The 26,561-nt window shown below is 55.5% G+C and carries 24 protein-coding genes, 2 tRNA genes and 1 other RNA gene; 6 read left to right on the plus strand and 21 right to left on the minus strand.

Annotated elements, in window-relative coordinates:
- Positions 1-5: 5 nt before the first annotated feature.
- The 12 genes from BN1969_RS02000 to BN1969_RS02050 form a co-directional block, all read right to left on the minus strand.
- Positions 6-776 (minus strand): hypothetical protein, encoded by a 771-nt coding sequence (locus BN1969_RS02000; protein ID WP_050622753.1) that lies wholly within the window; start codon positions 774-776, stop codon positions 6-8.
- 210 nt (positions 777-986) lie between these two features.
- Positions 987-1,121 carry a hypothetical protein gene (locus BN1969_RS18810; protein ID WP_256182538.1) on the minus strand — a complete coding sequence of 45 codons (135 nt, stop codon included), beginning with the start codon at positions 1,119-1,121 and terminating at the stop codon, positions 987-989.
- A 397-nt stretch (positions 1,122-1,518) separates the two neighbouring features.
- Positions 1,519-1,959, minus strand: coding sequence for an RpiB/LacA/LacB family sugar-phosphate isomerase (locus BN1969_RS02005; RefSeq protein WP_336454699.1), 441 nt, complete (start codon positions 1,957-1,959; stop codon positions 1,519-1,521).
- A 16-nt stretch (positions 1,960-1,975) separates the two neighbouring features.
- Positions 1,976-2,620, minus strand: a complete 645-nt coding sequence (dhaL, locus tag BN1969_RS02010) for a dihydroxyacetone kinase subunit DhaL (RefSeq protein WP_050622754.1) — start codon at positions 2,618-2,620, stop codon at positions 1,976-1,978.
- 10 nt (positions 2,621-2,630) lie between these two features.
- The gene (locus BN1969_RS02015) at positions 2,631-3,644 is read right to left on the minus strand and encodes a dihydroxyacetone kinase subunit DhaK (RefSeq protein ID WP_050622755.1); all 1,014 of its coding nucleotides are present in this window, start codon (positions 3,642-3,644) and stop codon (positions 2,631-2,633) included.
- Positions 3,645-3,729: 85 nt separating this feature from the next.
- Positions 3,730-4,689 (minus strand): uroporphyrinogen decarboxylase family protein, encoded by a 960-nt coding sequence (locus BN1969_RS02020; RefSeq protein WP_050622756.1) that lies wholly within the window; start codon positions 4,687-4,689, stop codon positions 3,730-3,732.
- Positions 4,690-4,817: 128 nt separating this feature from the next.
- Complete coding sequence (locus tag BN1969_RS02025; protein WP_050622757.1) at positions 4,818-6,233, minus strand: sodium/glutamate symporter; 1,416 nt, start codon at positions 6,231-6,233, stop codon at positions 4,818-4,820.
- An 89-nt stretch (positions 6,234-6,322) separates the two neighbouring features.
- Positions 6,323-7,450, minus strand: coding sequence for an NAD(P)/FAD-dependent oxidoreductase (locus tag BN1969_RS02030; protein WP_050622758.1), 1,128 nt, complete (start codon positions 7,448-7,450; stop codon positions 6,323-6,325).
- On the minus strand, positions 7,443-7,796 hold the full coding sequence (locus BN1969_RS02035) for a (2Fe-2S)-binding protein (RefSeq protein WP_050622759.1): 354 nt from the start codon (positions 7,794-7,796) through the stop codon (positions 7,443-7,445). The genes BN1969_RS02030 and BN1969_RS02035 overlap by 8 nt, the downstream gene beginning before the upstream one ends.
- Positions 7,797-7,831: 35 nt before the next feature.
- A complete protein-coding gene (locus tag BN1969_RS02040; RefSeq protein ID WP_050622760.1) occupies positions 7,832-9,430 on the minus strand; it encodes an FAD-dependent oxidoreductase in 1,599 nt (532 codons plus the stop codon).
- The gene (locus BN1969_RS02045; RefSeq protein WP_050622761.1) at positions 9,427-9,747 is read right to left on the minus strand and encodes a (2Fe-2S)-binding protein; all 321 of its coding nucleotides are present in this window, start codon (positions 9,745-9,747) and stop codon (positions 9,427-9,429) included. Before BN1969_RS02045 ends, BN1969_RS02040 begins: the two co-directional genes overlap by 4 nt.
- Positions 9,748-9,779: 32 nt before the next feature.
- Positions 9,780-11,192: an L-fucose/L-arabinose isomerase family protein gene (locus BN1969_RS02050; RefSeq protein ID WP_050622762.1), complete on the minus strand. Its 1,413-nt coding sequence runs from the start codon at positions 11,190-11,192 to the stop codon at positions 9,780-9,782.
- Between the two features lie 272 nt (positions 11,193-11,464).
- On the opposite strand from BN1969_RS02050, the gene BN1969_RS02055 reads away from it, so the two are divergent.
- Together BN1969_RS02055 and BN1969_RS18425 are read left to right on the plus strand one after the other, a co-directional pair.
- Positions 11,465-12,247 (plus strand): IclR family transcriptional regulator, encoded by a 783-nt coding sequence (locus BN1969_RS02055; RefSeq protein ID WP_050622763.1) that lies wholly within the window; start codon positions 11,465-11,467, stop codon positions 12,245-12,247.
- 718 nt (positions 12,248-12,965) lie between these two features.
- Positions 12,966-13,154, plus strand: a complete 189-nt coding sequence (locus tag BN1969_RS18425) for a hypothetical protein (RefSeq protein WP_050622764.1) — start codon at positions 12,966-12,968, stop codon at positions 13,152-13,154.
- Positions 13,155-13,775: 621 nt separating this feature from the next.
- On the opposite strand, the gene BN1969_RS02070 is transcribed toward BN1969_RS18425, so the two are convergent.
- Positions 13,776-13,851: transfer RNA gene (locus BN1969_RS02070), tRNA-Met, on the minus strand.
- Positions 13,852-13,857: 6 nt separating this feature from the next.
- Positions 13,858-13,944 (minus strand) — tRNA-Leu (locus tag BN1969_RS02075).
- Positions 13,945-14,329: 385 nt separating this feature from the next.
- Between BN1969_RS02075 and BN1969_RS02080 the strand changes: the two genes are divergently transcribed.
- Positions 14,330-18,337, plus strand: coding sequence for an S-layer homology domain-containing protein (locus BN1969_RS02080; protein ID WP_050622766.1), 4,008 nt, complete (start codon positions 14,330-14,332; stop codon positions 18,335-18,337).
- Positions 18,338-18,394: 57 nt separating this feature from the next.
- On the opposite strand, the gene BN1969_RS02085 is transcribed toward BN1969_RS02080, so the two are convergent.
- Positions 18,395-18,982 carry a hypothetical protein gene (locus BN1969_RS02085; RefSeq protein ID WP_050622767.1) on the minus strand — a complete coding sequence of 196 codons (588 nt, stop codon included), beginning with the start codon at positions 18,980-18,982 and terminating at the stop codon, positions 18,395-18,397.
- Between the two features lie 612 nt (positions 18,983-19,594).
- On the opposite strand from BN1969_RS02085, the gene BN1969_RS02090 reads away from it, so the two are divergent.
- The 3 genes from BN1969_RS02090 to BN1969_RS02100 are packed head-to-tail and all read left to right on the plus strand — an operon-like array spanning position 19,595 to position 21,221.
- Positions 19,595-20,023, plus strand: coding sequence for a hypothetical protein (locus BN1969_RS02090; protein ID WP_050622768.1), 429 nt, complete (start codon positions 19,595-19,597; stop codon positions 20,021-20,023).
- A complete protein-coding gene (locus BN1969_RS02095; protein WP_050622769.1) occupies positions 20,020-20,550 on the plus strand; it encodes a hypothetical protein in 531 nt (176 codons plus the stop codon). The genes BN1969_RS02090 and BN1969_RS02095 overlap by 4 nt, the downstream gene beginning before the upstream one ends.
- Positions 20,547-21,221 carry a hypothetical protein gene (locus BN1969_RS02100; RefSeq protein WP_050622770.1) on the plus strand — a complete coding sequence of 225 codons (675 nt, stop codon included), beginning with the start codon at positions 20,547-20,549 and terminating at the stop codon, positions 21,219-21,221. Before BN1969_RS02095 ends, BN1969_RS02100 begins: the two co-directional genes overlap by 4 nt.
- A 504-nt stretch (positions 21,222-21,725) precedes the next feature.
- Here BN1969_RS02100 and ssrA read toward each other — a convergent pair.
- From ssrA to dnaJ, 6 genes are all read right to left on the minus strand, one after another.
- Positions 21,726-22,091: a transfer-messenger RNA gene (gene ssrA, locus BN1969_RS16930) on the minus strand.
- A gap of 188 nt (positions 22,092-22,279) precedes the next feature.
- The gene (locus BN1969_RS02105; RefSeq protein ID WP_050625366.1) at positions 22,280-22,807 is read right to left on the minus strand and encodes a peptidylprolyl isomerase; all 528 of its coding nucleotides are present in this window, start codon (positions 22,805-22,807) and stop codon (positions 22,280-22,282) included.
- 26 nt (positions 22,808-22,833) lie between these two features.
- On the minus strand, positions 22,834-23,295 hold the full coding sequence (gene smpB / locus BN1969_RS02110; RefSeq protein WP_050622771.1) for an SsrA-binding protein SmpB: 462 nt from the start codon (positions 23,293-23,295) through the stop codon (positions 22,834-22,836).
- Positions 23,296-23,397: 102 nt separating this feature from the next.
- Positions 23,398-24,210, minus strand: a complete 813-nt coding sequence (locus tag BN1969_RS02115; protein ID WP_050622772.1) for an NYN domain-containing protein — start codon at positions 24,208-24,210, stop codon at positions 23,398-23,400.
- A 53-nt stretch (positions 24,211-24,263) separates the two neighbouring features.
- Positions 24,264-24,932, minus strand: a complete 669-nt coding sequence (locus BN1969_RS02120; RefSeq protein WP_242850264.1) for a thiamine diphosphokinase — start codon at positions 24,930-24,932, stop codon at positions 24,264-24,266.
- A gap of 302 nt (positions 24,933-25,234) precedes the next feature.
- Positions 25,235-26,395 carry a molecular chaperone DnaJ gene (gene dnaJ, locus BN1969_RS02125; RefSeq protein WP_050622773.1) on the minus strand — a complete coding sequence of 387 codons (1,161 nt, stop codon included), beginning with the start codon at positions 26,393-26,395 and terminating at the stop codon, positions 25,235-25,237.
- Positions 26,396-26,561: the final 166 nt, after the last annotated feature.

Raw genomic sequence — 26,561 nt, forward strand, 5'->3', positions numbered from 1 at the left:
GTTGCCTACCGCTGAAGCCCATACAGAATGAAGCTGCCGCCTTTGTTCATGGGTTCGGAGCAGAACAGCCGGATGGCACTCAAATCCTCAAACTCCACTCCAGAGGCCAGGCCGACGCTTCCGAACCCCCAAAAGCTGTTTCTGTCCCGGCTGCAACCCTGACCCAGGACCCCCGTCCCAACGCTTCCAAGGGAAAAGAACTCGACCTCCCCCGCGGCCGTCTCCCGAAAGGAGCTGGACCCCTCCAGACTGTCTCCCAGCCGGATATCTCCTCGGCCGGGACTGCTTTGGCAGTGATAGACGGCCCCCGTCACCCTGTTGAGCTGGACCCGAAGTGAGGTGACGGATGGCGCACTGATGGTATAGACCAGCCGCAGGCGTGCATATTGTTCTGCTGGTATCCTGGACAGATCCAGATCCAATGAGGATGCAGAAGCGGCCAGTGTCCAGTTCCCCAGCCTTACCCAGCAGAGGCTTTCGGACAGATGATGGACTTCTGCTCCCAAGGCGGCCAGCTCCGTCTTGTCGGCCTTTCCACTCTCCAGGTCGGAGATGCGCCCCTCCGCCGCTGAGAGGGCGGTCTTGTCAGCCTTCTGCTCCACCACGTTGGACAGGCTGTCCACTGCAGATCTGTCGGCCTTCTGGCCCGCCTGCTCCGCCAGGGCGTGGAGCGCCCCGTCGATCTTGGCGTTGTCGGAGTTGAAGTCCACCCGCTCCACCTTGTCCACGGCCTCCCACTGGGAGAGCCCATAATACTGCGTCTGTCCGCTTGCCATAAAAAATCCCTCCTGTCCTGACTGGGCCCGGCAGATCCGGACCCGCTCAAAACCGGAGGGAAAAGCTGTTTTGTGAGACGTTTTAATACAAATTATGGAAGTGAAACGGAACTGCGCCCATTTCTGCCCCACCTGTGCGGAAGCCCCGGTATTAAGAGAGGCAGCCCGATGGCGGCAGCGCGCCTTCTCCTTCTCCCTGCGGCTCCCATTTCACCCGTGCAGGGCGGACTCCTGTCCCATGGCGGTGAAGAAGGGGACGCCGAGATGGCTGTAAAAGGCCAGATAGATGATGATATCCCTGGGTGCGTGGATGTCACCGATCTCAGCGCCGATGTGCTTGATCACCGATCCGGATGTCCCAGCACTGGTTGGACAGACGCCCAATGCTTTTCGAGATGGTTTTTACCGAAGACTTATTATACCTCAAGACCTCATCATGCAGTCTACATCATACGCAAAGTACCAGACTGTAAGTAAACGAGAGCTTCATCTCCGGCTTTCCTCCAAGCATCTCTTGTACCAAATATAAAAATACCGGCTGTCCTGGTAAAGCTCAGGGCAGCCGGTATTTTTTTAATGCGCAGTGCCAGACCGTTCCCGGCAGGCCTCCGCACAAAAACTCAGCGGAAAATTTCTGGACTAATCTCCGAAGCGGCTTTCTACATCTGCCCACAGGCTGCAATGAGAGACTTATCATCAAAACTCATGACCTTATGAGAGGCAGGAGGCCAAGCCTGTTTCATCACCGCTCATAGGCGGCAATTCGATCTATCTTTGGCTGAGATGCGCACCCGGGAGTAAACTCGGAGGAGAGAAAGGTCTCGGCCAGTCTTTCCATCAGCCGGATTCCAATGGTAAAGGCACCAAAGCAGGCAATATTTGCGTTGTTGCTCTTCCTGGCACGCTCGGCGGAGTACACGTCGGTGATCAGCGCGGCATAGGCGCCTTTTACTTTATTTGCCGCAATAGACACACCAAGCCCCGTACCACAAATCAGAATTCCGCGGTCATACTCTTTTCTGGAAACAGCTTCGGCAACTTTTATTGCAACATTTGCATAAATCGGATCATCGCTCCCAAAGTCAGTAAGCAAAAATCCTTTTTGCCCCAAGTATTGCATCAGGGCGGCTTTCGCAGACGCCGCATTTGGGTCACAGCCAACCGCAATTTTCAGCATCGCCATATTCCTTTCCTGTATGTCAGTTCTCCAGTACGGACTTCATTCCATCTGCCATGGCCTGCAGGAGAATGCAGCAGGAGGTGGCTCCGGCGTCCAGCACACCGCGGGAACGCTCTCCCAGCCGTGCCGCCCTCCCATACTTCGCCGTCAGGCCTTTCGTAGACTGCTTTCCCTGCTCCGCGACCTGCTTCATCTCCTCCAATGCTGCAGAAAAATCCGTTTGGACATTTGCTGCTTCACGGACATATTGGCAGACAGGATAAAGCGTATCGACGAGAGTCTTGTCACCGGGACGGGCGTCAACAATCTCATAAAGCCCATCCAGGCCGGAGCGGAGCATTTCACTGAATGTTTCCAGCGTAATATCCTCAACATCTTCTATGACAGAGGACATTTCCATGAAAATGGTGCCGTATATCGGCCCCATGGACCCGCCGATTTTATTCAGCAGAACAGATCCCAGATCGAACAGTCCGTCTGAAAGCGAAGTGTCTTGATCCCCCAGCTGTTCTTCGTACAAGGTAAATCCCTTGTTCATGTTCATGCCGTGGTCGCCGTCGCCGATTAGTCCGTCCACATCTCCCAGCAGCTGCTTGTTTTGCTGTATAGCGTGGACCATTGCCAATAAAATACCACGACCGTTTTTGTTTTTTACCACCGACATTTCTGTTCCCTCAATTCTGTTTGAAACCCATCGTCCAGGCATCCATATCCATCAATTCTTTCAGCTCCTCATCCAGCTTCATAACAGTCACCGTAGCTCCCATCATGTCCAGTGAGGTAAAGAAATTCCCAGCATAATGGCGATAGATCCGAATCCCCTTCTCCTCCAGGATGGATTCGATCTCATGATAGAGGACATAGACCTCCATCAAAGGTGTAGCCCCTAAGCCGGACACCAGTACGGCAACCTCGTCCCCACTCTGGAAGGGATAATCAGGCAGCACGATGTCGAGCATGCGCTTGGCCATCTGCTTCGCGCTTTCGATCGGACAAACTTCAATGCCCGGTTCCCCATGGTGCCCGATCCCGACCTCCATGGTGCCCTCTTTGATCTCGAAATTCGGATGCCCCACTGCGGGAAGAGTACATGGGGTCAGGCCGATCCCAACGCTTCTGCAGTGGTCGATCGCCTTCTGTGCTGCGGAGATGACCTCATCTAATGTACCGCCCTTTGCCGCCTTAGCTCCTGCGCATTTCCACATAAAAATCTCGCCGGCAACGCCACGACGCTTTTCCCGCTGATCTTTTGGCGCAGATGCCACATCATCGTTTGCGACCACAGTCTTTACGGTCAGCCCTTCACGTTTGGCCATCTTGACCGCCATTTTTACATTCATGTTGTCGCCGGAGTAGTTTCCGTACAGGCAGGCGATACCCCGGCCGCCGTCAGCGGCGCGGAAAGCCTCCAGGAAAGCCAGCGCTGCCGGGGAGGAACATATCTCCCCCACCGCAGCAGCATCACACATATTTTTTCCGACATAACCGATAAAGGCCGGTTTATGCCCAGAGCCGCCCCCCGTAACGATCCCAACCTTATCCGCGATGGGCGCATCCACTGCAGCTACAACGCCTCTTGGATTTTCTTCTCCGGTTTTGACCAATTTTACGATATCACTATGACATTTTACGAAGCCGGCAAGCATTTCATCAACAATATCGTCCGGATTGTTCATGATTCGTTGCATAATTTATCCTCCCCTTGTGTTCAATCATCAGCAGGAAGTCTGTCCCCGTGCACAGTCATTGCCCCGCGGCAAAAATCGCAGCAGATTACATCTTCACCATAGAATCAAGCGCCTCTTGCACCCAGCGGACACGGGCATGATCCACGGTTTCCAGCAATGAGCAGTCCGCGGCTACGATCAATCCGTCGGCCCCCGCCTCCCGGACGATCTCCTTTGTGTGCTCTATAACGGCCTTACGATCTGCCAGATAGATCGGGCTGCCTTCTTTGTTATTGAAACCGCCCATGACCGCCTTTTTCTTTGTGAAATATTTGCGTCCATCCTGCAGGGATAATTTATCGGTATGGACATCCCAATGCATTGCCGCACAGGGAAAGTCCTTCCAATTTTCCAGCCTATTGGGCACTCCCCAATATCCGCACAGATGAATGATGTTATACGGAGAGAGACGATTTGCCTCCTGCACCAGTGACAGGTCATAGGGCCGGAGCAGTTCATGATAGCACGCTCCGGTAAAGCCGTTCAAATCATTATTCTGCATCGGCAGAAACATGCCGGTCACACCAGCGTCTGAGATCAGCCGGTGCATAAACTCCATTTTGAACTCGTTCACCCTGGTTATCGCCTCAAACAGGGCGGGCTCGCGCCGTTCCAAATGGTCATAGACCAGTTCATCGCTCGTAGAACTCCTCAGTGTGGACACCGGATTGAAAACATTGTAAAAAACAGCCGTTTCATCCTGAATTGCTTCCCGAAGCCGCTTGATATGGGTAAGCTGATCCTGTACAAACGGATCATCCATACTCGGCAGCGCAATGTGCCTCCAGTCACATGGGCGCTGGACATTCAGGTCGGGAAGAGCTACAAAGCCATCACACATCATTTTTATAAAGTCTTCGCCAGTCTCCCGATAAAAACGGACATGTGAATCCACAAAGTTTTCCTTTTCCATATCGGCCCCCACAAAGTGGTGCCAGAACACCATAGGCGGACGGTCCACCGGCAAACCCTGCAATGCCCGAAGGGTCCGTTCCTTACGGTCCATTTTCTCTACCTCCTTGTATCAGACCAGCACCGTTTGTGAGCTGTCCCTGCGGAAACAGCATAGAGATTGGGAATGACTGTACCTGCCGGAGCGGGATATCTGCGCTTCCGACAGGCACAGCCAAAGGATCACACACAAGAGCTATGTTGTGAATCCTTCTGTGCTTCCGACGGACAATACATAGGATTTGTGGGACTGACCTTGCAGACCTTTCTCTTCCACACTTTCAGGAAAAAGATAGAAGCGACCCAGAGGAGACCGTAAACCACAACCACGCCCAGGTAAGACCATTCCGCACCGGTCGACAACAGTACAGGTCCCAAGGAAAGCGCGGTAATTTCCACCACATGTTCAAAGGGAGTCAAGATCGCAGTATCGCTCAGAGCGGTGCTCCGGTTATTCGGATCGACTACGCGCAACAGACAGAAGCCCGTAGCAAACGTGCCCGTGGCATAACCCCAGTTGAACAATCCGCGTTCAAACCAATCCTTGCCGATCAGATGGGGGCCGCAGAACCAGAACCACACTACCATCCAGACAGTAAAGGCCAGCATCAGCAGCAGGAAGGGGGCCGCATATTTGATGATAACGTCCACCTGGACCATCGCCAGGCTGAATACCACCACATAGTCAGAGATCAGATTGCCGAATCCGTTGATCACCTTTGGGTCCACCGAGTCGTTGACCTTCGTCGCCTGGAAAACATAGTACAAAATCAAGGACACAAAAAATGCGATCGAAAATTCAGGGAGCTCGATCCCCAGCGCTTTGCTGCCGTAAATCGTAATGATATGTGCCAGCCCGGTGGGGATCATGATAAGGGCCAAGTGCCACGCCAAGGGCTCCAACGTAATGGAGGCGATCGTCTCCTCACCAATGGAGCCGCGCTTGCCCTTGGGGATAATTCCGGTAAGGAGCTCCCGGCTGATCGTATCTGTATTCTCGATATAAGATGTATATCCCCTTTTTGTCGCCAGCTTGGTCATGATAATGCCGCCGATCAGCCCCAAAAGCATGCCGTAGGCAGCCGCTGTGATACCCAGTCCAGTAAAATCAGAGAATCCATACTTATCCAGCACCTGGCCGGCCGCAATGGCTGGGCCGGTACCGCCAAGGAAGGAGACGGGGATCAGCCACCCAAATGCAGGATGCAGGTCACCGCCGGTATGCAGACGGGAGAGAAGGAGTATGGAAAGGATCATGGGAACGGAAAACTGTACAGCCCAGTTGATCTGGCGATAGACACAGTAACCGGCAATATCCTTGGCCCGTTTTTTCCCTTCGCCCTTTTTGATCCCCAGTCCCTGGAGGCCAATGGTGGCAAAAAGGACTGTGATCAGTGCACCGGCATAGTCCCCGCACAGACTGGTCAGGGGAACGATCTTCAGGCCATAAGGTCCAACTACCCAGGCAATAAAACCAGCGATCAGGCTGACCGGGATAAAGAAGTTCTGGAGTATTTTAACATGCTCGCGAATGATCTTTGCCACGAAGAGAATAACGGATACCCAAAAGAAGTCCATAATTACTGAGTAAAAATCCACAGTAGTCCCTCCCTTTCGATCAATAATTTTTTATAGATCCATCCCTTTTCTGTGTACTTCAGGCCGAGAAGATGCGGCACTTTCAATCGCTAGTGGCTGGGCAGCCGGAAGCGGTCATACCGCAGGCCGGACAAATCGGCGGCAGGCGTCTCTCCCACAGCCATCTGGGCCAGCACATATCCCGCCGCAGGGCCGATCCCGAAGCCATGTCCGGTGAATGCACAGCCCACATAGAGGCCCTCGACCTCTTCCACCGGAGAAATGACAGGGGAGCCGTCCCAGCACATATCCAGCTGTCCGCTCCAGGAGCGGATCACTTTCACGCCCTTCAAAGTGGGCATATATTCCAGGAAAAAGCGTGCGATCCGTGGTGCTGAAAAGGAGAATGTAACCTCCCTCGGGTAAGTGGCGTCATATATCTCGTAGTTGCTGTCGCCGCCGATCACCCAAGTTCCGTTGCGCTGCTGCTGGGCATAGAAGCAGCCATCCGCGGCGGAGATAAACTTGTCGGTCACGGCTGGAATGGGCTCTGTGACGAACGCCTCGGTCAGCTGAGGCAGCATAGGGACATCCAGCCCCACGGTGCGCATGATCTTTCTGGAGCCAAATCCCGCACACAGGATGACGCTGTCTGCCTCATAGATCCCGTCGTCTGTATGTACCCTGCGGATCCTTCCAGCCACCTTTTCCAGCTTGAGGACCTTGATATTGGTGATAAACTGTGCGCCCAATTCCCTTGCCCGCTTATACAGAGCAAGGGTGGTGCGCATCGGGTTTGCATGACCGTCTGTGGGACAATAGGTGGCATATTGGACCTCCGGCGATACATCAGGGATCAACTCCCGGATATCCTGGCCGTAGACCATCCTTACATCCAGCCCCAAGGAGCTGTTCTGCCGCACCAGCTCTTCCAGCGCCTCCCGATCCTTCTCTGTTTTACCAAGGCGCATATTGCCGTTCTGGATATACTCAATATCCTCTCCCAGTTCTTCACCCAGAGTGGGCCAGATATGTTTTACCCCAAACATGGCCAAAGGAAGCTCACGGTTGTCACGTCCGGACTGTCTGGCTCCGCTGCCATTGCGCCCGGATGCGCCGCAGGCAACTTCCCTGCGCTCCAGAACTGTTACCTTTACCCCTCGCTTTGCCAGATAATAGGCGGCGGCGCATCCGACGACGCCGGCTCCAATGACAATGACATCACTGGCCTTATTCATCTCTGCCACCTCCCAGAAATTTTGGATAAAATGTATCGTTTCCATAGACACCCATGGGGACCGGACGCACAGGCGACCGGGCAGTGATCACATCCGTTTCGGTGGGAGAAATGCCCAGTTCCTGTGCAATGATGGCCCGAACGGTCTTGTTGCAGCTCTGTCCCTGGCACAACCCCATGCCGGCCCGAAGGAAGCGCTTGACTTCATTCATCGTGTACATGCCGGCGTGGACCGCCCGGCGAATTTCGCCTCTTGTGATCTCTTCACAGCGGCAAATAACGACATCATCATCGGGACGAGGCTCAAATTCTCCCAGATGATAGGTCTCATCAGAAATGGAACTCATAGAATTATTTTCCCTCCTCAAATGCGTTTCCGGTATCATCTGGCGCTTCCGCTTTCCCTGGCAAAAAATCGTGCCTTTCCTGTCATGTTGGCCGGCACCTTCATCGTCAAGATCGGGGTGCGGTCATAGGGAGCCGTAATTTTCACATCCACTATCTCGGCCGGACAGACCGGCTTGCCGCTTCGGTCCAATGCGGTGCCCCTTTCTCCCTTTGCCGGCAGCGGGCGGAATTCGTAAGGCAGCGAAACGGCCCCGTATCCTGGCTCCAAGTCCTCGTTTACAAGGAAAATAGCTTGGCCGGGACATGCACTGACACACAGGCCGCAATTGATACATTCAACTTCCGGATGCACAACAGGCAGGTTCGTGATCCGGTCGCCCACCGTGATACAACGCTTGGGGCAAACATCCTGGCATGGGTTGCACGGGATATTCTGTGTACACTCTACGACCGGATGGAAGCCGCTCCCCCCGGCCTCGCAGCCCGGGAAGTTTGAGATCTCATCTTCCTCTAAATACCCCTTAGCCAGCAGGCTGGCCGACAGAGGGATCCCTTCGTCAGTCGCCGTGATCTTGGGGTTCCCCTTATTGGCCCCTGCAAACATTCCCTGACGCAACTGATCCAGCGAGGATTGGTATAATGTGTAAAGCCTGTCGTGCTCCTCCTGGCTGATGTAGCCGGCCCGGAGGGCAGCGGCAGCCCCGGCGATGCGCCCGGAAATCATGGCCGAGCTGGCCTCCTCGATACCCGTCACATCTCCTGCGGCAAAAATGCCGGAAACACTGGTCTCTCCAAATTGATTCACTACAGGATGAACGCCGCCTTTTTTGGGGTCATCTGACAATCGGCATCCAGCTGTCATGGCCAGCTGATACATCGGAGACAGGCCTACCGCCACACAGATGGTGTCTACATCAAACTCCTTTTCTGTTCCAGGGACCGGCTTCCACGTCTTGTCGACCTGCGCGATCACTGCTTTTCTGACGTGGTCCTCTCCTTCGGCACGCAGAATGGTATGTCCGAGGTAGAACGGGACGCCGGTGCGGGCTAATTTTGCCGCGTGGACGCCGTATCCGCCGACCCGAGGCGCCGCATCGACCACAGCAACCAGTTCACAGCCCGCCTGCATCAGCTGCAGGCCCACCACCAGTCCAACATTTCCGGACCCCATCATCAGCACACGCTTGCCAGGCATGACTCCGTGAAGGTTCATCTGTGTCTGCGCGGAACCAGCCCCCATGACTCCCGGCAGTGTCCAGCCAGGGAAAGCCAAGGTGTTTTCGGATGCTCCCGTGGCGATAATAATGTTATCCGCCTTACAGGTGTAGACCTCGTCTCCTTTCATAATGGAGATGTCTTTATGGGGAAAAATTCCCATTACTGCGGCGTCCAGAACGACCTTCGCGCCCACTTCCTCCGCCTGCTTTACCAGTTGAGCGCCGATGTCGACCCCGCGGATGCGGGCCTTATGCTCCTTTGATCCAAAGAATTTATGGATCTGCTTAAACAGCTGACCACCGGGCCTGGCATTCTCATCAAAGACGATGGTGTCCAGTCCCTTTGAGGCCGCCTCAATGGCAGCGGACAGTCCGGCCGGACCTGCGCCAATGACCACAAGATCATATCGCTTCATTCATCTTCCTCCTTTTTTGCGGAGACGCCGTACTGAGTCTGAACTTTCATTCCTTCCTTCAGCGCAGTCATGCAGGTACGGACATTGGGAACTCCGTCCACAACCATGACGCAATCGGTGCATCGGCCGATGGAGCAGTACAGGCCGCGGGGCTTATGCAGCTTGGTGGTATAGCGATGTATCTCTACACCGTTGGATTTCAGCGCCATGGCAATGGGCTCTCCCTCATATCCCTCCATGGGCTTTCCGTCGTACTCAAAGGTCACCAGCCGTCCCTTTGGGAATTCATTAATAATTGGATGTTCCGTCACTCTCATGAAAATTCCCTCCTCAATTTCAGCAGGTCCGATCACTCGCCCATGACTTCGCAGTCAATATTCAGCATACTGCAGATCGTTTTCAAATCTTCTATGTGATCCCCATATACGGCATGGCAGTGATTGGCATCAAAGTCCTCCAGGAAAATGTTGTGGTCAAAGGGCAGCTTGGCAAACACATGGGGCCACTCCATGGTCGTCTCGGCCATTTTTTCTTCCGGAAGTGTAACGAATTCCGCGGGGATCAAGGTCATGCGGTATTTTCCTTCTTTGCGGTTCAGACGGGCGATTGTGGCCTTTCCAGGATGGGTCATGCAGTTCACATGGCAGCCGCCCCCGGCATATATGTTAAGCGCCGGATAGAGGGACACTTGCTTGAGATTCTCCCTGTAATCATCACTGGCTCCTGCATAGTAGGTGGACTGAGAGCCGCAGTTGCAGAAAACCATGACATCATGGTCTGCGTCATAGTGGCGCACATCCATGAAAATGACCGGATCGTGGGTCAGCAGCTTCAGGATCTGCATGGTAAGGGCTGCGTCACAGTCCGCCTCACAGGCATATACCACCGGCTCCTTCGGGCCGTCCCAATCGTAAGGGTCGTTGCAGAACGCAGCGCTGATACACTGAGTGCAATAGTGCCGGCTCATCTCATAGTGACATTTGACCCCGACAAAATCATAGTGATGCTCTCGTATGATCTGCTTTATGGCCTCATAATGCCGAATTTGAAGCTGGAGCTTTTCAGGCGTAAGCTGCCGGCCGTCATAATGAATTTTTTTCACATGCTCTTCCAGCCAGGCCATGGCTTTATCCACCTGTTCCTGAGGGATCGTCTCGCCAATGCGCAGAATTTCGGATTGATCCAAATGCTCAATATCGACGCCGAATTGTTTCTGCCAGTCCTGCATACTGACCACTGCGCTGTACATCCCAAGGCTCCGTCCACCGATCAGTCCGTATTTCTGTCCGTTGAGCTGGGTCACAACGGCTCCGCACCTGGCATACGCCAGCAGCTTGTTCAGGACCGCGGGTTCGTGGAAGTCTCCGGCCACACGATAATGCTTTATGCCAAGATGGTTGAGTGCACCGCCGGCCGCAAGCATTGCGACCATCCCGGGCCAATCGGGATTCAAATTTGCGGCAAGGACAAAGGGGCCTTTCCCGTTTCGGGCCGCAATGGCCGAAAAATTGGGGAAGGCGAACACGCCATAGGAGAATACTGTAATATCCACACCACGGCTGCGCAGCAGCTCGGCCTGTTCTTTGGCATCCCGCTCTGAGGCCACAAGTTTGTCCGCTACGATGACCTCTACCTGGCCGCTCCCGCGCAGCGCCTCCTCTATGACATCCACCTGTTTTTGAACAATATCCTTGAGTTCCTCATGGACCTCTGGGTCACCGTCAGAGAATCCAATAATTCCGACAATAGGTTTTCTCAACATAACCATTACCTCCGTCCGCCTCTATATTTCAAATATGAAATGCTATTATCATATTTGATTTATTTAATTATATTACTGTTATCCTGTTTGTCAATAATTTACGAAAGATTTTTTTGTGTATTTCAAAAATTGATTTTTATTACAAAATGAAGGAGGCTATTTTTGTTATGCCTGTTGACAAAAAGAGACCGCTTATGTAACAATAAGAAATATACGTCCAAGTTTTAAGCAGAATTTCCATATAGAATTCGGAATATGTAAGGATGATAGAAATGGAAAATTTAGAAAATCCTGTAGTGCCTGCGGTAAATCGTGCCTTGAATATTTTGGAATTTGTGGCAAAAGCCAGGGAGCCGGTCAGCATTAAGCAAGTCGCACAAAGTTTGGAGCTGCCAAATACAACGGCTTTTCGCATCGTTAAGCAATTATCCATACGGGGATATTTGGAAGAGTCTGAATCCCAGCCTGGCTGCTATCATCTGGGGCTTCAGCTTCTGACATTATCCAACGGAATGACCTATATCAATAACCTGCGGCAGGTCTGCCATGCTGAACTGGACCATCTGGCCATTGAGAGCCATCAGGCGGTCCAAATGGGAATTTTGAAGGGCAACCACGTCACCTACATCGAGCAGATCCTTCCTCCAAACCCAGTGCTGATTTATACTACCCCTTATGCAGAATTGCCCCTAAATATCAGCGCCGCCGGAAAAGTTCTCGCCGCATTTTCTTCCCAAAGTACCTTGCCCCAGTTATTGAGCCAAGTACAGTTTCAAAAAATGACTTCCAAAACGATTGATGACGTGGGCAAATTCATCAGCTACTTGGATAGAGTGCGTCAAATGGGCTATGCAGAGGACAACGAGGAATTCGCACTTGGCATCGGCTGTCTGGCGGCACCGGTGTTCAATCATGAGCTGCGCTGTGTAGCAGCGATTGGAGTCACAGGGGGGATCCAGGATTATTGCGGCGAATCAAGAGAGACCTTGGTTGCGATGCTGCTCCGCACCGCTGATACAATTTCACAAAAGCTGGGAAGGCCGCAAAACAGCTGATTGCGTATTTCCTTGGGAAAAAGCGCTGCTACGGCAATTGTGCCCAGCCATCTGAAAAATGTTTTTACCAATTTTAGAAAAAAGAAATACTGGAAAATCAGAAGCTCTAAAGAAAAAAAGGACCTGCATATCAGCAGGACCTCTTTAGGTGTACAGTTAAATTTTTACGAGGATACCGCAGCTGCTTTAGAGGTATTCTCTGGCAGTAATTTCTTCGCCCAATTCTTTTCAGCTGATGCGAGTTTTGGAGCCCCGCTCAACAGTCAGATCAGATACTGATCTGGGACAAGGCCGGTTTTCTTGGTCGTCTCAATAGGGCTGTCAGCAATTGTGCGGTTCTGGGCACAGCCCTCCGTGTTGGAGAACAGCCAGTTTTTTCACCTCACTGCAAAGAGCTTTACACTGCGCTCTGCCCGGTTGTTGCTCGATTCAACCGTCCGTCCTCCAGAAAACAGATCAGATATGGCCACTGTTTCCGCAGGCAGTGCAGTGCCCTGCCCAATGCCAGCAAAATGTCCATCACCGGTCTGGAGCGAACCATACGATGTTTAGTCGTTTTCCGGCAATACATCCGCTGATTTCTACTCAATCCCAGACAGAACATTGCTGAAGCATGTTGGTGAGGCTGCTTGTTATTGTTTTGATAGCTCTGCCCCGTTTTCCCGGCTATCTTTCTCCTTCTGCAATATCGTGTGTTGCTGCAAAAGGAGTGAGCGGTATGGCAAAACGCAGAGCCAACGGGGAGGGAAAGCTCCGAAAACGGGACGGCCGCTGGGAGGGTCGGTACACCACCGAACACGCCCCAGGGATGGACAAAGCGATTTACCGAGATGTGCTGGGGCGCATCCAGGAGGAAAACAAGGTGGAACTGAAACAGGTCATTGAGCAGGAGAAAACTGTAGATTAAGTAAGCACGAAGAAGCATACAGTGAGCGAGTGAATGGGTGTCTGGTTCGAGAACTATGCCCAAGGTGAGTTCTCCCATCCTCCCATTAGACCTGACGGGGATACATCAACGATCACATCAGACAGGTCAAATCAGCAGAAGAAAAAAGTGGGGGAGTACTCTCTGGGGGCTCCCCAGTCTTACCAGCGGCTTCATGTCCCACAACGGTGTGCTTCACATACTCCGCCGGGTGCTAATGCTGCTGGAGGTTTGTAAGGTCCGGTTCTATAATCTCCATCGCACATTTGTAACTCTGACACTCCAGAGCGGGGTGGATATGAAAACCGCCTCTGGGATATTGGGGCGCTACTCAGCGGGGTTTACTCTGGACACCTACCCCTATGTCACGACAGCAGCCCAGAAGACGACGGAGAAAATTATCAACATACTAAAAAGCTGAAATCAGATATGGGCCCAGCGAAGAGGGCCGTTTGGAGAGAAGGCACAGCGGAGGATCCTGAGCTTGTACCGACGAGGGTCAAAATCTGGATTAGTTCTCTTAGTTTTCAATGGCCAAAAATAAACCGCCAAAAAAGTTGTAAAAATATAAATCGCTGAAATCATACGATTTCAGCGATTTATTGGTTGCGGGGACAGGATTTGAACCTGCGACCTCCGGGTTATGAGCCCGACGAGCTACCAGCTGCTCTACCCCGCGAAATCTTGGTGCCGGAGACCGGGGTCGAACCGGCACGGGATCACTCCCACGGGATTTTAAGTCCCGGGCGTCTGCCAATTCCGCCACTCCGGCGCTTTTCCGCTCTCCGCTTGAAGCTTATCTAGCTTATCATGCTATCGTAAAAATGTCAATAGTTTTTTGGGGGGTGGCAAATATTTTTTCAGTCTCTTAGGTTAAAAATAAAAATGTCTACCAAAAGTCTACCAAAAAAGGGCGGCAGGGGCCTGGAGTTTCAGGGCCTTGCCGTTCCTTCTGTTTTTGCGTGTCTACCAAATGTCTACCATGTAAACTTTTTAGGCGTGATCTCAGGGATTTTTCCCCTGATCTTCCCCTTTTTATAACCAATTCCTCCTGTGTCAGAAGTGTTGTACAGGCATAGTGGTCCGAAATGTTCTGGAAAAGGCCCAGTTTGTCAGAAAACAGCGACTTTTGTCAATATAAAAAGGAGGAATATCCAATGAGAAACCTGAAGCGTGCTCTCAGCCTGGCTCTGGCTTCCGTTATGCTCCTAGGCATGATGGTCGTGGGTTCCAGCGCTAAGGGCCTTGACGACTTCAGCGACAACGCTGAGATCGTCAACAAGGACGCCGTGGCGGTCACCTCTGCCATCGGCCTCTTTGACGGCTACGAGGACGGGTCCTTCGGCCCCAAGAACGTAGTCACCCGCGCCGAGATGGCCGTTATCATCAGCACCATGCTGTACGGCGCCGGCGTGAACGTCAACCAGTTCGCGGAGACCAATGTGTTCACCGACGTCCCCGCCTGGGCGCAGGGCTATGTGAACCTGTGCTCCAGCCTGGGCATCGTGGCCGGCGTGGGCGACGGCAAGTTTGACCCCAACGCCACCGTGACCACCGCGCAGGCCGTTCTGATGCTGTGCCGCGCCCTGGGCTATTTCCAGAACGCCGCTGACTTCGGCGACAACTGGATGCTGGCTGCCACCGCCAAGGGCACCGCTCTGGGCCTGTACGGCGACCTGAAGCTGGCCGCCAACGAGGGTCTGACCCGCGACAACGTGGCTGAGCTGGTGTTCAACGCCCTGACCAAGGCCGTGCCTGTCCAGTACAACGAGCTGCTGGGCGTGTACTACAACGAGAACAAGGGTATCCTGTACTCCCTGACCTACTACTACACCGATACCCTGGGCTACAAGAACTTCGACCTGGTCTACAAGACCAACGAGAACACCGATTACGGCCGTCCCGGCACCACCTGGGGCATCGGCTCCTATCGGATGGACGGCAACCCCTCCGGCGAGGGCAACAAGGAAGGCGTTCTGAATGAGGACGGCTCCCTGATCCCCGAGCGGGTGAAGATGACCTCCGATGATGAGATCATCACTGTGGCCGACACCCCCGACTTCACCTACACCGCCAACACCAAGGAGAACGTGATCTACAAGGCTGTTGGCAAGAGCGTGGTGGACGACTACACCTGGAATGTCTATGTGGACGGCGCTGAGCAGGCCGGCGACGATCTGGCTCCCGCCAACGACAAGGACACCGACTACGCCTACACCGCCAAGGGCGCCACCACCGAGATCTATGTGGACGACGTGAACGACACCGTCACCGTGGTCATGATCAACTACTACATGGCCGAGGTCACCAAGGTCAAGGACGGCGAGGTCACGGTCCGCGTGCTCAGCGACAAGGCCAAGACTAACCCCATCGACGAGCGCACCATCGCCGCCGACGGCTTCGCTGAGGACGACTATGTGGTCATTACCGTGGACGTGAACGACGATGACGACTCCTTCGTCGCTTCCATCGCTGATCCCGCCACCGCTGAAGGCAGCGTGACCTATGTCGCCAAGGCTTCTGAGCCCGAGGATGAGGACAAGGGCAGCTATGTCAAGCTGGACGACGGCAACAAGTACACCTATTCCAAGTACACCGCCTCTGATCTGGATGACATCAACGAGGTCCATCCCACTCTCGATATTGCCTACCGTCTGTATCTGGACCCCAACGGCTATGTCATTGGCTTCCTGGCGATGGATGACTACTATGCCAACTATCTGTATGTGGATACCGCCGACAGCTACCTGAAGACCATCGAGGCCAAGGTCGTCTTCACCGACGGCACCGAGAAGAAGGTCACCATTGACAACGAATGGGTCAATGGCACCGAAATGAACGTGGCCGACGTGGAGAAGGAGTACAACAATGGCGGCCTGGTGGGCGGCGTGTATGCCTATTCCGTGGACGACGATGTCTACACTCTGCGCCCCATCCTGGACATGGATGACCAGGCGGACCGCGAGAACCAGAACAGCCTGTACAAGAACTACAAGGATGTGGCCTCCAATGTGACCGGCGCGGGCGCCGAGATCATCAATGACGCGGCCTACATCACCGCCGATGGCAAGACCTATATTGTGGACGAGGACACTGTCTTTGTTGATGTGGATGAGAATACCATCTACACTGGCTTTGAGAATGTTCCCGATTATAAGAAGGTCGATTCCAACGACGAGGACGTGAAGTTCTGGGTCATCGATACCCGTGAGAACGATGGCGTGCTGGACGTGGTGTTTATCTACTCCGGCGAGGCCAGCAACAGCAACGACACCTACTTCTATGCCGCTACCACCGACTATGAGACCTATGACAAGAATAAGAACTACAAGCAGCACGAGGTCTATGTGGACGGCGAGAAGCAGACCCTGGTCTTCAGCCAGACCGGCCATGATCCTGTGAACGCCAAGGGGCTTTACAAGGTCCTGAAGACCAACGGCGAGAATGTGGTGACCTCCGTCGAGCCCATCGCGGAGAGCCAGTTCAGCGCCGTCAAGTCCGTGGGCAGCCGCAGCTTCTACCTGACTGAGACTGTGGGCGGCGTCCCGAAGGATGTTCAGTATGTCACCAACAGCGACAGCGTGGTCGTGGTCGTCACCTATGACCTGAAGACCAATGGCGTGGATTACCAGAGCCCCGATGTCTCCAAGGCCACTGATCTGAAGGATATGAAGGCCGACGAGGACTACACCACCACCGTCTATGTGGCGAACAAGTCCGACGACGGCAAGACCGCCGATCTGGTGTACGTCCTGAAGAAAGAGATCCCCACCTATGACAACACCATCACCTTCAACGGCGACGGTTTCACCGTTGTCAAGGAGGAGGGCAAGTTCGAGGTCGTTGATGGCAACAAGATCAAGGTCAACGACAATCAGGACGTAAAGTTCAAGCTCAACATCACCTCCGGCTATGAGCTGGTGTCTGTGAAGCTGGGCGACGAGGTCCTGACTGCCAGCAATGGTGTTTACACCATCAACAATGTCACCAAGAACCTGACCGTCACCGTGACTACCAAGCCCGTGGCTCAGGCCAAGGGGACCGTGGGCATCGTGGACGAGAGTTCTAAGCCTCAGGACCTGGGTGTAGTCTATCAGGGCGACAAGCCCACCCTGGATGAGGCTCTGGCCGCCGTCCGCAAGTATATCACCGACAAGGGCTTCGTAATCGACGACGCCAACTCCTCCGTCGATGCCGCCGGCAAGTACACCTTCGCAGTGACCAAGGGAGGCTACAAGGCGGATCCCTTCACCTTCGAAAGCGCGAGCAATGTGACCGAGGGCTATATCGTGACCATTGATGGGGAGGAGAAGATCCTGGCCAACGCCGCCGCCACCATCACTGAGTCCAACAACATGAAGATCACCGCGCCTGACGGCACCGTGAGCTATGCCAAGACCGTCACCATCGACGCCAACGGCTATGTGATCGAGAAGGGCTACAGTGTGACTGTCACTGTGGATGGTGAGCCTCAGTACTTCAAGGCTGTCGGTCAGCAGAAGACCCTGCCCAACAACGGCAAGGGCACCGGCTGGCTGAAGGATGGCACCACCTATGTTGCCTATACCTCCACCTCCAACTTCGCTGACGGTGAGGAATATGTGTCCGGCTATGTGGCTGTCACCGGCGGAGTAGCTACCGAGAATTATGTCGAGGCCGGCAAGGAGGCCACTCTGAACGGTGTGACCAGCGGAAAGTTCTATCGGATCACCATTGGTGGCGAGGTCTATGCTGAGAACGAAAAGGCCCAGGGCACTTCCCTGACCATCCCCGCCGGGGAGGTCACCGGGGATATCGAGGTCACAGAGGTTTTTGCCGCTGAGCTGAAGGCGGATATCAAGGATGTCGCTTCTACCGGCATGAGCCTGACCTGGTTCGTGAATGGCAGAGAGGCCTCCGGCACGGTCTATGTGACCGGCGATGATGAGATCAGCGCTGTGGTTACCGTAGACGGGACCGGGTTCACCGCTGCGAGCGGCGATGATAAGCTGACGGCCGACCCCACCACAGTTGAATACATCGCGAGCAGCAAAGTCGGAACTGACGGAAACGACGGCTCCTTCACCTTTGAGGATGGGGCCATCAAAGATGCTGAGATCAAGATCGTCTTCGATGCGCTCAGCAGTTCTGATACCCTGGAGATCACCTACGACGCTGGAACTTGATTTTCCTGAGAGATGATCTCTCCGCACCCCCCGGAATCATCCGGGGGGTGCCTTTTCTTACCTCAGACCGTAAAGTCTGATCTGGGACCCCGTATCCACGGTGGACGAACCGCTTCCCAGAACGAAGAGCTGGCGAATGGAGGTCCAGAGAATGGAGGGGTTGCAGCCCATAGAGCGGATGGACCGAAAGGTGCTCCCCTCCCGGGAGATGCTGTTGATGCAGATGCCTACGCTGCTGTCTCGCCCAAAGGGAAACAGCGTCGCAGTTCCCCCTCCTTCCCCTGTGGTCTGAAGCAGTGTGAACTGCTTGGAGGTGACGGAGACGGTCCCACTTTCCGTCAGGGTGATGTAATTGGAATTATCCCCCGGGGACGCCAGCAGGATCAGATCCTGTCCCTTGGCCATGGACGCCTGAAAAATCAGCTGCAGCGATCGGTAGCGGCCGATGCTGGGGACGTGGATAGAGAGGGACATTTGTGGGATACCTGCCCTTGTCTCCCCAATTTTTTCCCACACAGCCCCTTCCGCCAGGGTGTGGAGCGCCCCGTCGATCTTGGCGTTGTCGGAGTTGAAGTCCACCCGCTCCACCTTGTCCGCGGCCTCCCACTGGGAGAGCCCATAATACTGAGTCTGTCCGCTTGCCATAAAAAATCCCTCCTGTCCTGACTGGGCCCGGCAGATCCGGACCCGCTCAAAACCGGAGGGAAAATCTGTTTTGTGAGACGTTTCAATACAAATTATGGAAGTGAAGCGGAACTGTGCCCATTTCTGCCCCGCCTGTGCGGAAGCCCCGGTATTGAGAGAGGCGGCCCGATGGCGGCAGCGGTGTGAGACGCTGGTCAGTGCGAAAACCTTGCCTTGCCGTGCCGGTCAGGTCCAGGAGAGCTCCGCTCGGTGACTCCCGTACCGGGGGTCTGGGAAAGACGGAAGAACACCCCATCATCTGTCACGGCTTCGCCATAAAACCTTTCCCCTAAGGGGAAGGTTTTGGGCATGTGCCGGGATACCCGCTTCTAAAGGGAAGGGCCCTCCGGGCGTCCCTGGGACCCGTCCCCGCAAGATACGCCCCATTTGAACAAGATGTATAAAAAATAGTTAAACTTTAAGTATGCGCCAATATAGCTTATAATTATTCATAGAATATGCACACATTTAAGGGAAAACTGTCGAAAATAATCGTATGACTTGACTCTTTCCTTTTATATTGCACCCCACTATAATTTTCCATATCGTATATTTAAAAGGGGGTAAAACCTTATGAACTTCTCAGAGCTGGATTTTGAGGCACTGGAGGACATCCCGCCGCTGCGCCGGCATTATGATGTCCCCCGGATCTCCATTACAGAAAAGGGAATGGTCTCGATGAACGGAGCCTTGAAAAGAGGGGTGGGTGCACAGAGAGAATTTCGTGCAAAGACTAGCCCAGACGGCCGCTACTTGCTCCTGTGCTCCGAGGAGACGCCCAACATCTGTTTTTCCGCCAAAGGAGGAAATGTGCTCCATCTTGACTTCAAACAGTACCTGGAAGCAAAGGGAATCTCCCTGCCTGCCCTTTACACGATGGAGTGGTGCCAGGAGCGGCGGGCCTGGATCGGCTGCTGTCAGGACCTGCCCGAACCCCCGGCCCTCTCTGCGCTGGATCAGCCCAAGAAAGTCCGAAGATCTGCGGCGAGGAGGAGCAGATGAAACGTAAAAAACGAGATTTTTCGCCCCGGGAACGCCGGCTGATCGATGGATTTATTAAAGATATCTGCCGGTCCATAGGGCTCCCCCAGGGGATCAGGGATCTGCACCAGTGCGCGTGGGAGGCATTTCTCTCAGTCTACCGGGACGCCCCCTTCGCGTTCTGCGGGGACGGCATTTCGGGTTGGAAAAGGGCTTACCTTATCATTCGGGAGGCCCTCCTTCAGGAGAAACGAGACCTCGATTTCTGGCTCTATGAGCAGGAGTCCCTGGATATCCCGGTGAGTCCGGAGATCCCAGTCCCACGGCTCGAGCTGCTGTCCATGCCCCACGGTGATTTTCAAAACAGCGTCTGCCTCCATGACTTTCTACACCGTATAAAGTCCCGGGATACCCGTCTTATGGCCTACGACTTGATGGCTGGAGATACCATCGACGAGATCCGGACATACCGCCGCTGGAGCAGGGATCACACCTATCGAACTTACAACAGACTGAGACTGAGAATGGAGGAGTATTTGAGCATATGAATCTGAAAAAAGAGAAGAGAGACGAAACAACGGCCAGCAGGCACATGAGCTACCTCACTATCCTGGGGACCTATATGACCATCTTTGGGACGGTACTGGGTCTGGTGCTGACGGTACTGGGTCTGGTGCTGTCCTGGGGCCAGCTGCGCCTGGCACACATCGAGTCGGAACGGGCCAGACGGGCCGAACCGTTGTCGTACTCTTTAGAGGCTGTAGACACCCATTACCAGTATGAGATCCAAAAAGATGGGGCGCCCATGTCCATCCCAGCCCCCTCCACCCGCCTACAGGTCAGCCATGGCAGCCTCCACTCCATCACTGCCATCTGTTTTGATGGGACGACCATGCATGAGCTGGCGCAGCTTCCCATCCAGGACAGTTGGGATGGGTGCGTTGTGGATGTCACTATGCCTCCAAAGGCCGTGATCCCAGAGGAGGGGCTGATCCATGACTATTTCTTCCTTTTCCTGGAGCCCACAGAGGGAGAGGGACGGCTGGATCTGATCTGCAATACCATTTCGCTGGAGACGCAGGAGGTGCAGAGCAGGGTATATCACCCCATCTCCCTGATCCAGCTGGACTATCTCCCCGAGGGGCCGGTGCGGGAAATGCTCTCCGCCTATGCCGTGCTTCAGGAGAGGCTGGGAGATCTGGGCCTGATATCGGCCTGAAAAACAGCACAGGATCGAAGCGCGAGCCCAACAGGACGGGGGCCGCAGGACCAGTGCCGGCTTGCCGGTGGACGGCAAAGCCCCCAAAGGAGGCCGGCGAGCTGTATGGAGAAGGGGTAAAACCGATAGTTTGGCATTCCGAAACGGCGGCAGGAGGACTGCCCAACCGGCCGGCGCATGAATTCGGTGCAAAGCGGTGAGTTGCCCGGGGGCGGCTTTGCCGCCCCCGGGCATTGAAGTCCCGAAGGGTGGAGCGACTAAAGGGCGCGAAACTCAAAAGAAAATGCGACTTGTCAAAACAAGCCGCATTTTCTTTTGCAAAGAGCGGTTAAAACCAATATTTCTGCCAGAAACGAAAAATAGCCGCCCGCAGGGCCGCCCACCACCTGCGAGCCCAGCGAAGCGGGTCGCAGGTGGAAAGGAGGAGCAGCAAAATGAGCGCGCTCTGACTTTTCGTGCGAAGCATAAAAAGTCGGAGCAAGCGATATGACGCTTGCTCCGACGTGGTGGAGGCGGGGAGAGTCGAACTCCCGTCCGAAAACGCTTCCCCAGGAACTTCTCCGGGCGCAGACGGTTATTTTGGGAGTCTTGCTCTCCCAGTTCCCTTTCCTGCCGGCAAGCCGTCACGCCGACGGGTCAGGTGAGCTTCATCGTTCATGGCCGGTTCAAAGCTTTGCCGGCGCACGTGCACCACGAAACGACGCCTGTTCCCGGGCCGTGGTCCTCCCGGGTCAGACGGCCGCTATTTAAGCAGCGGCGAGAACGGTATCGTTATCGTTCTTTAATTTATAAGTTGCCCGTTTTCAGGTGGTCAGGCGCCACCGCCCGCTATTCCTGCTTCCGCGTCCCCGTCGAAACCGGTACGCCCCCTCGTCGTCACAAAGTCTGCTCAGCTCCGTTTCCGCCTGGCGGCGAAAGCTTCGCTGGCTCCCTTGCTCCTCCTCACCGAACCGGCCCCGCTTGCGCTGGGCTCCGCTTCGGATGGCGGCTGCGCCGCCGGGCCAGGAATTCATATTTTAACCCTGCGGGGCATTCCGCCCCGCAGGCTTAAAATTAAATCAGCACTTCTCCGGCTCGGGATAGTCCACACCGAAGGTCTCCACCGTGACCCGCTTCATGCGCTGGGGGTCACGGGGCTTGTCATTCCAGTCCCGCTTGGCGGAGACAATGGCGTCGGCCACCTCCATGCCCTCGATGACCTTGCCGAAGGAGGCGTACTGGCCGTCCAAATGCGGGGCCTGCTCCACCATGATGAAGAACTGGCTGCCGGCGGAGTTGGGGTCCATCGCCCGGGCCATGGACAGGACGCCCCGGTCGTGCTTCAGGTCATTGGGGAAGCGGTTTTGAGTGAATTCCCCCTTGATCTGCCAGCCGGGGCCGCCCATGCCGCTGCCGTCAGGGCACCCGCCCTGGATCATGAAGCCAGGGATGACCCGGTGGAAGATCAGGCCGTCATAAAATCCCTTCTGGATCAGGTGGATGAAGTTGTTCACGGTGTTGGGCGCAATCTCGGGGTAGAGCTCCGCCTTGATAACGCCGCCATTTTCCATTTCAATGGTGATGATGGGATTGCTCACTGGGATCATATCCTTTCTTATCCCCCCGGAGGGGGTCATCGGTTTCGGCTCTTGATAGCCCGGTCCATCTCCCGCTTGGCGTCCCGCGCTGCGGCGGAGTCACGCTTGTCATAGAGCTTTTTGCCCTTTGCCAGCCCCAGCTCCAGCTTGACCCGGGGGCCCCGGAAGTAGATGGACAGAGGGATCAGGGAGTAGCCGTCCTGCTTGATGCGGGCAAACAGCCGCAGGATCTCCCGCTTGTGCATCAGCAGGCGGCGCTGGCGCATGGGGTCCTTGTTGAAGATGTTCCCCTTCTCATAGGGACTGATGTGCATCCCGATCACGGACATCTCTCCGTCCTTGACGACGCAGAAGGAATCCTTCAGGTTCACATGGCCCAGACGGATGGACTTGACCTCGGTGCCTGCCAGTTCGATCCCGGCTTCGTATTTATCCTCAATGAAGTAGTCGTGGTAGGCTTTGCTGTTTTTAGCCACGACTTTGACGGAATCGGCCACAGGAACACCTCCTCTCCATCTGCGCCTCCAAATACCTGGGGAGAATATAATGTACCACAGCCGTGGGGAAAATACAAGTGGAATCTGTGAACAGAGGGCCTTTTATTTATCCTTTCCCTGCTTGTCCCGCACATAGATGTCGGTGTTGTTGTCACCCACCTGGCGCACATCCACCTCGAAGCGGTCCAGAGATTTGATCATCTTGCTCAGCTTGGAGAAGCCGTAGTTCCGGGGGTCAAAGTCGGGCTGCTTCTTCATCAGCAGATTGCTCAGCTTGCCCATCAGCGTGTAGCCGTCCTCATCACACAAGTTCTCTAGGGAGTCGGCGATCAGCTCCACCATGTCCTGAGGCACCGCGCTGGCGGCAGGAGCGGAAACCGCCTGCTGGGCCGCCTTCTTGCTGCTCTTCTTGGAGCTCTTCTGGGGAACGGATTCCTTCTCCTGCTGGGCCGCCTGCTGGGCTGCGGCCCGGATGACCTCGATGTAGACAAATTTGTCGCAGGCCACGATGAAAGGCTTGGGCGTTTTTTTCTCCCCCATGCCGTACACCTTCATCCCCGCCTCCCGCAGGCGGGTGGCCAGCCGGGTGAAGTCGGAGTCGCTGGACACCAGGACAAAGCCATCACAGTTGCCGGAGTAGAGGATGTCCATGGCGTCGATGATCATGGCCGAGTCGGTGGCGTTTTTTCCGGTGGTATAGCTGTACTGCTGGATGGGGGTAATGGCGGTCTCCAGCAGGATAGACTTCCAGGTGGACATGTTGGGACTGGTCCAGTCGCCGTAGATGCGCTTGATGGTGGGGGTGCCGTAGACGGCCACCTCAGCCATCACATCCTTCATGGCGGTGCGGGAGGCGTTGTCCGCATCGATGAGCACGGCCAGCCTCAGGTCCTTCTCGCTGCTCTGGTCAGGCATGGGGGAGCTCCTCCCTTATAACAAAATAGTATTTCATTGCAGATTGCTCCTTTTCAGTCGCTCCACAGGGTGGGAAGCAGGTCATCCAGGGTCCCCCGGTCCTCCCAGGCCACCAGAAGGGAGCCCTCCTCCACGGAGATCCGGGCGGGCAGGCCCACGAACTCATTGCTGACCCCCAGGGGGAAGTCGCTGGTGAGCTCCGCGTGGTCCAGGGGGTATTTCAGACCCTCCAGGGTGACGCCCCGGGCAGTACCGCCGGCGCAGAACACGGAGACGAAGCCCTCCATGGAGGCGGGGAAGGAGAGCGTCCCTTCAGTGACCACGGCTGCCGCCTCGCCTTCTCCCAGCAGAACGCCCTGGGCCCCTTGGGCGGAGAGCCAGGAGAGCAGCTGAAGATTGGCCACCGTGTGGTCCAGACGCCCGCCCAGACAGCCCAGCAGCACAAAGCGCCGGTATCCCCGTTTCAGCCCCTGGCGCAGGGCGAAGCCGGTGTCCGTCTCGTCCTTGATCCTGGGGAGGCGGAGGACCTGGGGATGGTCTGGGACGGAGCCCAGCGAGTCGAAATCCCCTACTACAAGGCCGGGGTGGACGCCCAGCCGGGACAGGGTCTCATAGCCCTTGTCGGCCGCAATGACCAAGTCGCCAGGGACAGGCGTGAGGATGAAACCGGGGTCCAGGGGCATGGCCCCCACCACATAGCAGAGCGATGCATCGTTTGTCATATGGGTCTCCCTTCCGTGGACAGCAGAGCTGAGATGGGTGCCGGCCCCCAGGCAGGGATGGCGCTGGCAAGCTGAATGAGATCACGTTTTTTCTATTATAACATAAAATTTCCCCTTGTGGAGAAAAACATATACAGAAGGGGCGGAGAAAAGGAAACAGAAGGACATGCGCCCCGCAGAGGAAGAACGAGGCTGGGTCAAAAAATACGGGGCGCACGATGTGCGCCCCGCAAAGCTCCCGGCAACAGGGGTCCGGGGCGGCCCTGTACGGCCGCCCCGGACTCGCCGATTGAGATCCGAACCTATTTTTTCCGTTTCCGCTTGTCAAAGAAGCCCTTGAGCCCCTCTTCCTCCTCCTGCGCAGGGATCTCTCCCATAGCGGCGGCGAAGGCCCTCAGGGCCTCCTTCTGCTCTCCATTCAACCCAGTGGGCACCGCCACCCGGACGGTGACGTACTGATCGCCCCGCCCGCGGCCCCGAAGCTCCGGGATGCCCTTTCCTCTCAGCCGGAAGGTGGTGCCGGTCTGAGTGCCGGCGGGCAGGTTGTACTTTACCTTTCCGTCAATGGTGGGGATCTCCAGCTCAGCCCCCATGGCCGCCTGGTAGAAGGAGATGGGCTGCTCATACAGCACCGTGGTCCCGTCCCGCTGGAACTGGGGATGGGGCTGGATATGGACGCCTACGATCAAATCGCCGGCAGGACCGCCGTTCTTGCCTGCATTCCCCTGTCCGCGCAGAGAGACAGCCTGGCCGTCATCGATGCCGGCGGGGATGGTCACAGCGATGCGCTTCTGCTTCCTCACGCTGCCCGCCCCCCCGCAGGCCTTGCAGGGGCTGTGGATGATCTTGCCGGTCCCCCGGCACTTGGAGCAGGGCGCCGTACTGGTGAAGGCAAAGCCGCCCGCCCCCCGCTGGATGCGGACGGTCCCGGTGCCCCGGCAGTCAGGGCAGATCTCCGCTGTGGTTCCTGACTCACAGCCGGAGCCGTGGCAGGCGTCACACTCCTCGGTGCGGTTCAGGTTGATCTCCTTCTCGCAGCCGAAGGCGGCCTCCTCAAAGGTGATGGTGAGGCTGGCCCGCAGGCTCTCTCCCTTCTGGGGGCCATTGCGCCGGCCAGCGGAGGACCCGAAGCCCCCTCCGCCGAAGCCGCCGAAGAAGGAGCCGAACAGGTCGCCCAGGTCAATGTCTCCAAAGTCTCCAGTGAAGCCGCCCCCGCCAGCGCCGTAGTTGGGGTCCACCCCGGCGTGGCCAAACTGGTCATACCGGGCCCGCTTCTCCTTGTTGGACAGGATCTCGTAGGCCTCGTTGACCTCTTTGAACCTGGACTCCGCTTCTTTGTCCCCCGGGTTCATATCCGGGTGGTATTTTTTGGCCAGCTTCCGGTAGGCCTTTTTGATCTCTTCGTCAGAGGCCCCTTTGCTCACGCCCAGGACCTCATAGTAGTCTCGCTTCTGTTCTGGCATAGTATCACCTCTATTCAGAGTGAAAAACGGAGCTGGGAAGGTGGAGATGAGCTCCTGCCTCCCCAGTGAAACGGGGTGCTCATCTCTTCACTCGCCACACTTCGCTCTTCCCTCTTATGGAAACGCAAGGGCGCGCAGGCGGGGCGATGCCCCGCCCGCGCGGACC

The sequence above is a fragment of the Clostridium phoceensis genome, from assembly GCF_001244495.1.
GTDB classification, from domain to species: domain Bacteria; phylum Bacillota; class Clostridia; order Oscillospirales; family Oscillospiraceae; genus Lawsonibacter; species Lawsonibacter asaccharolyticus.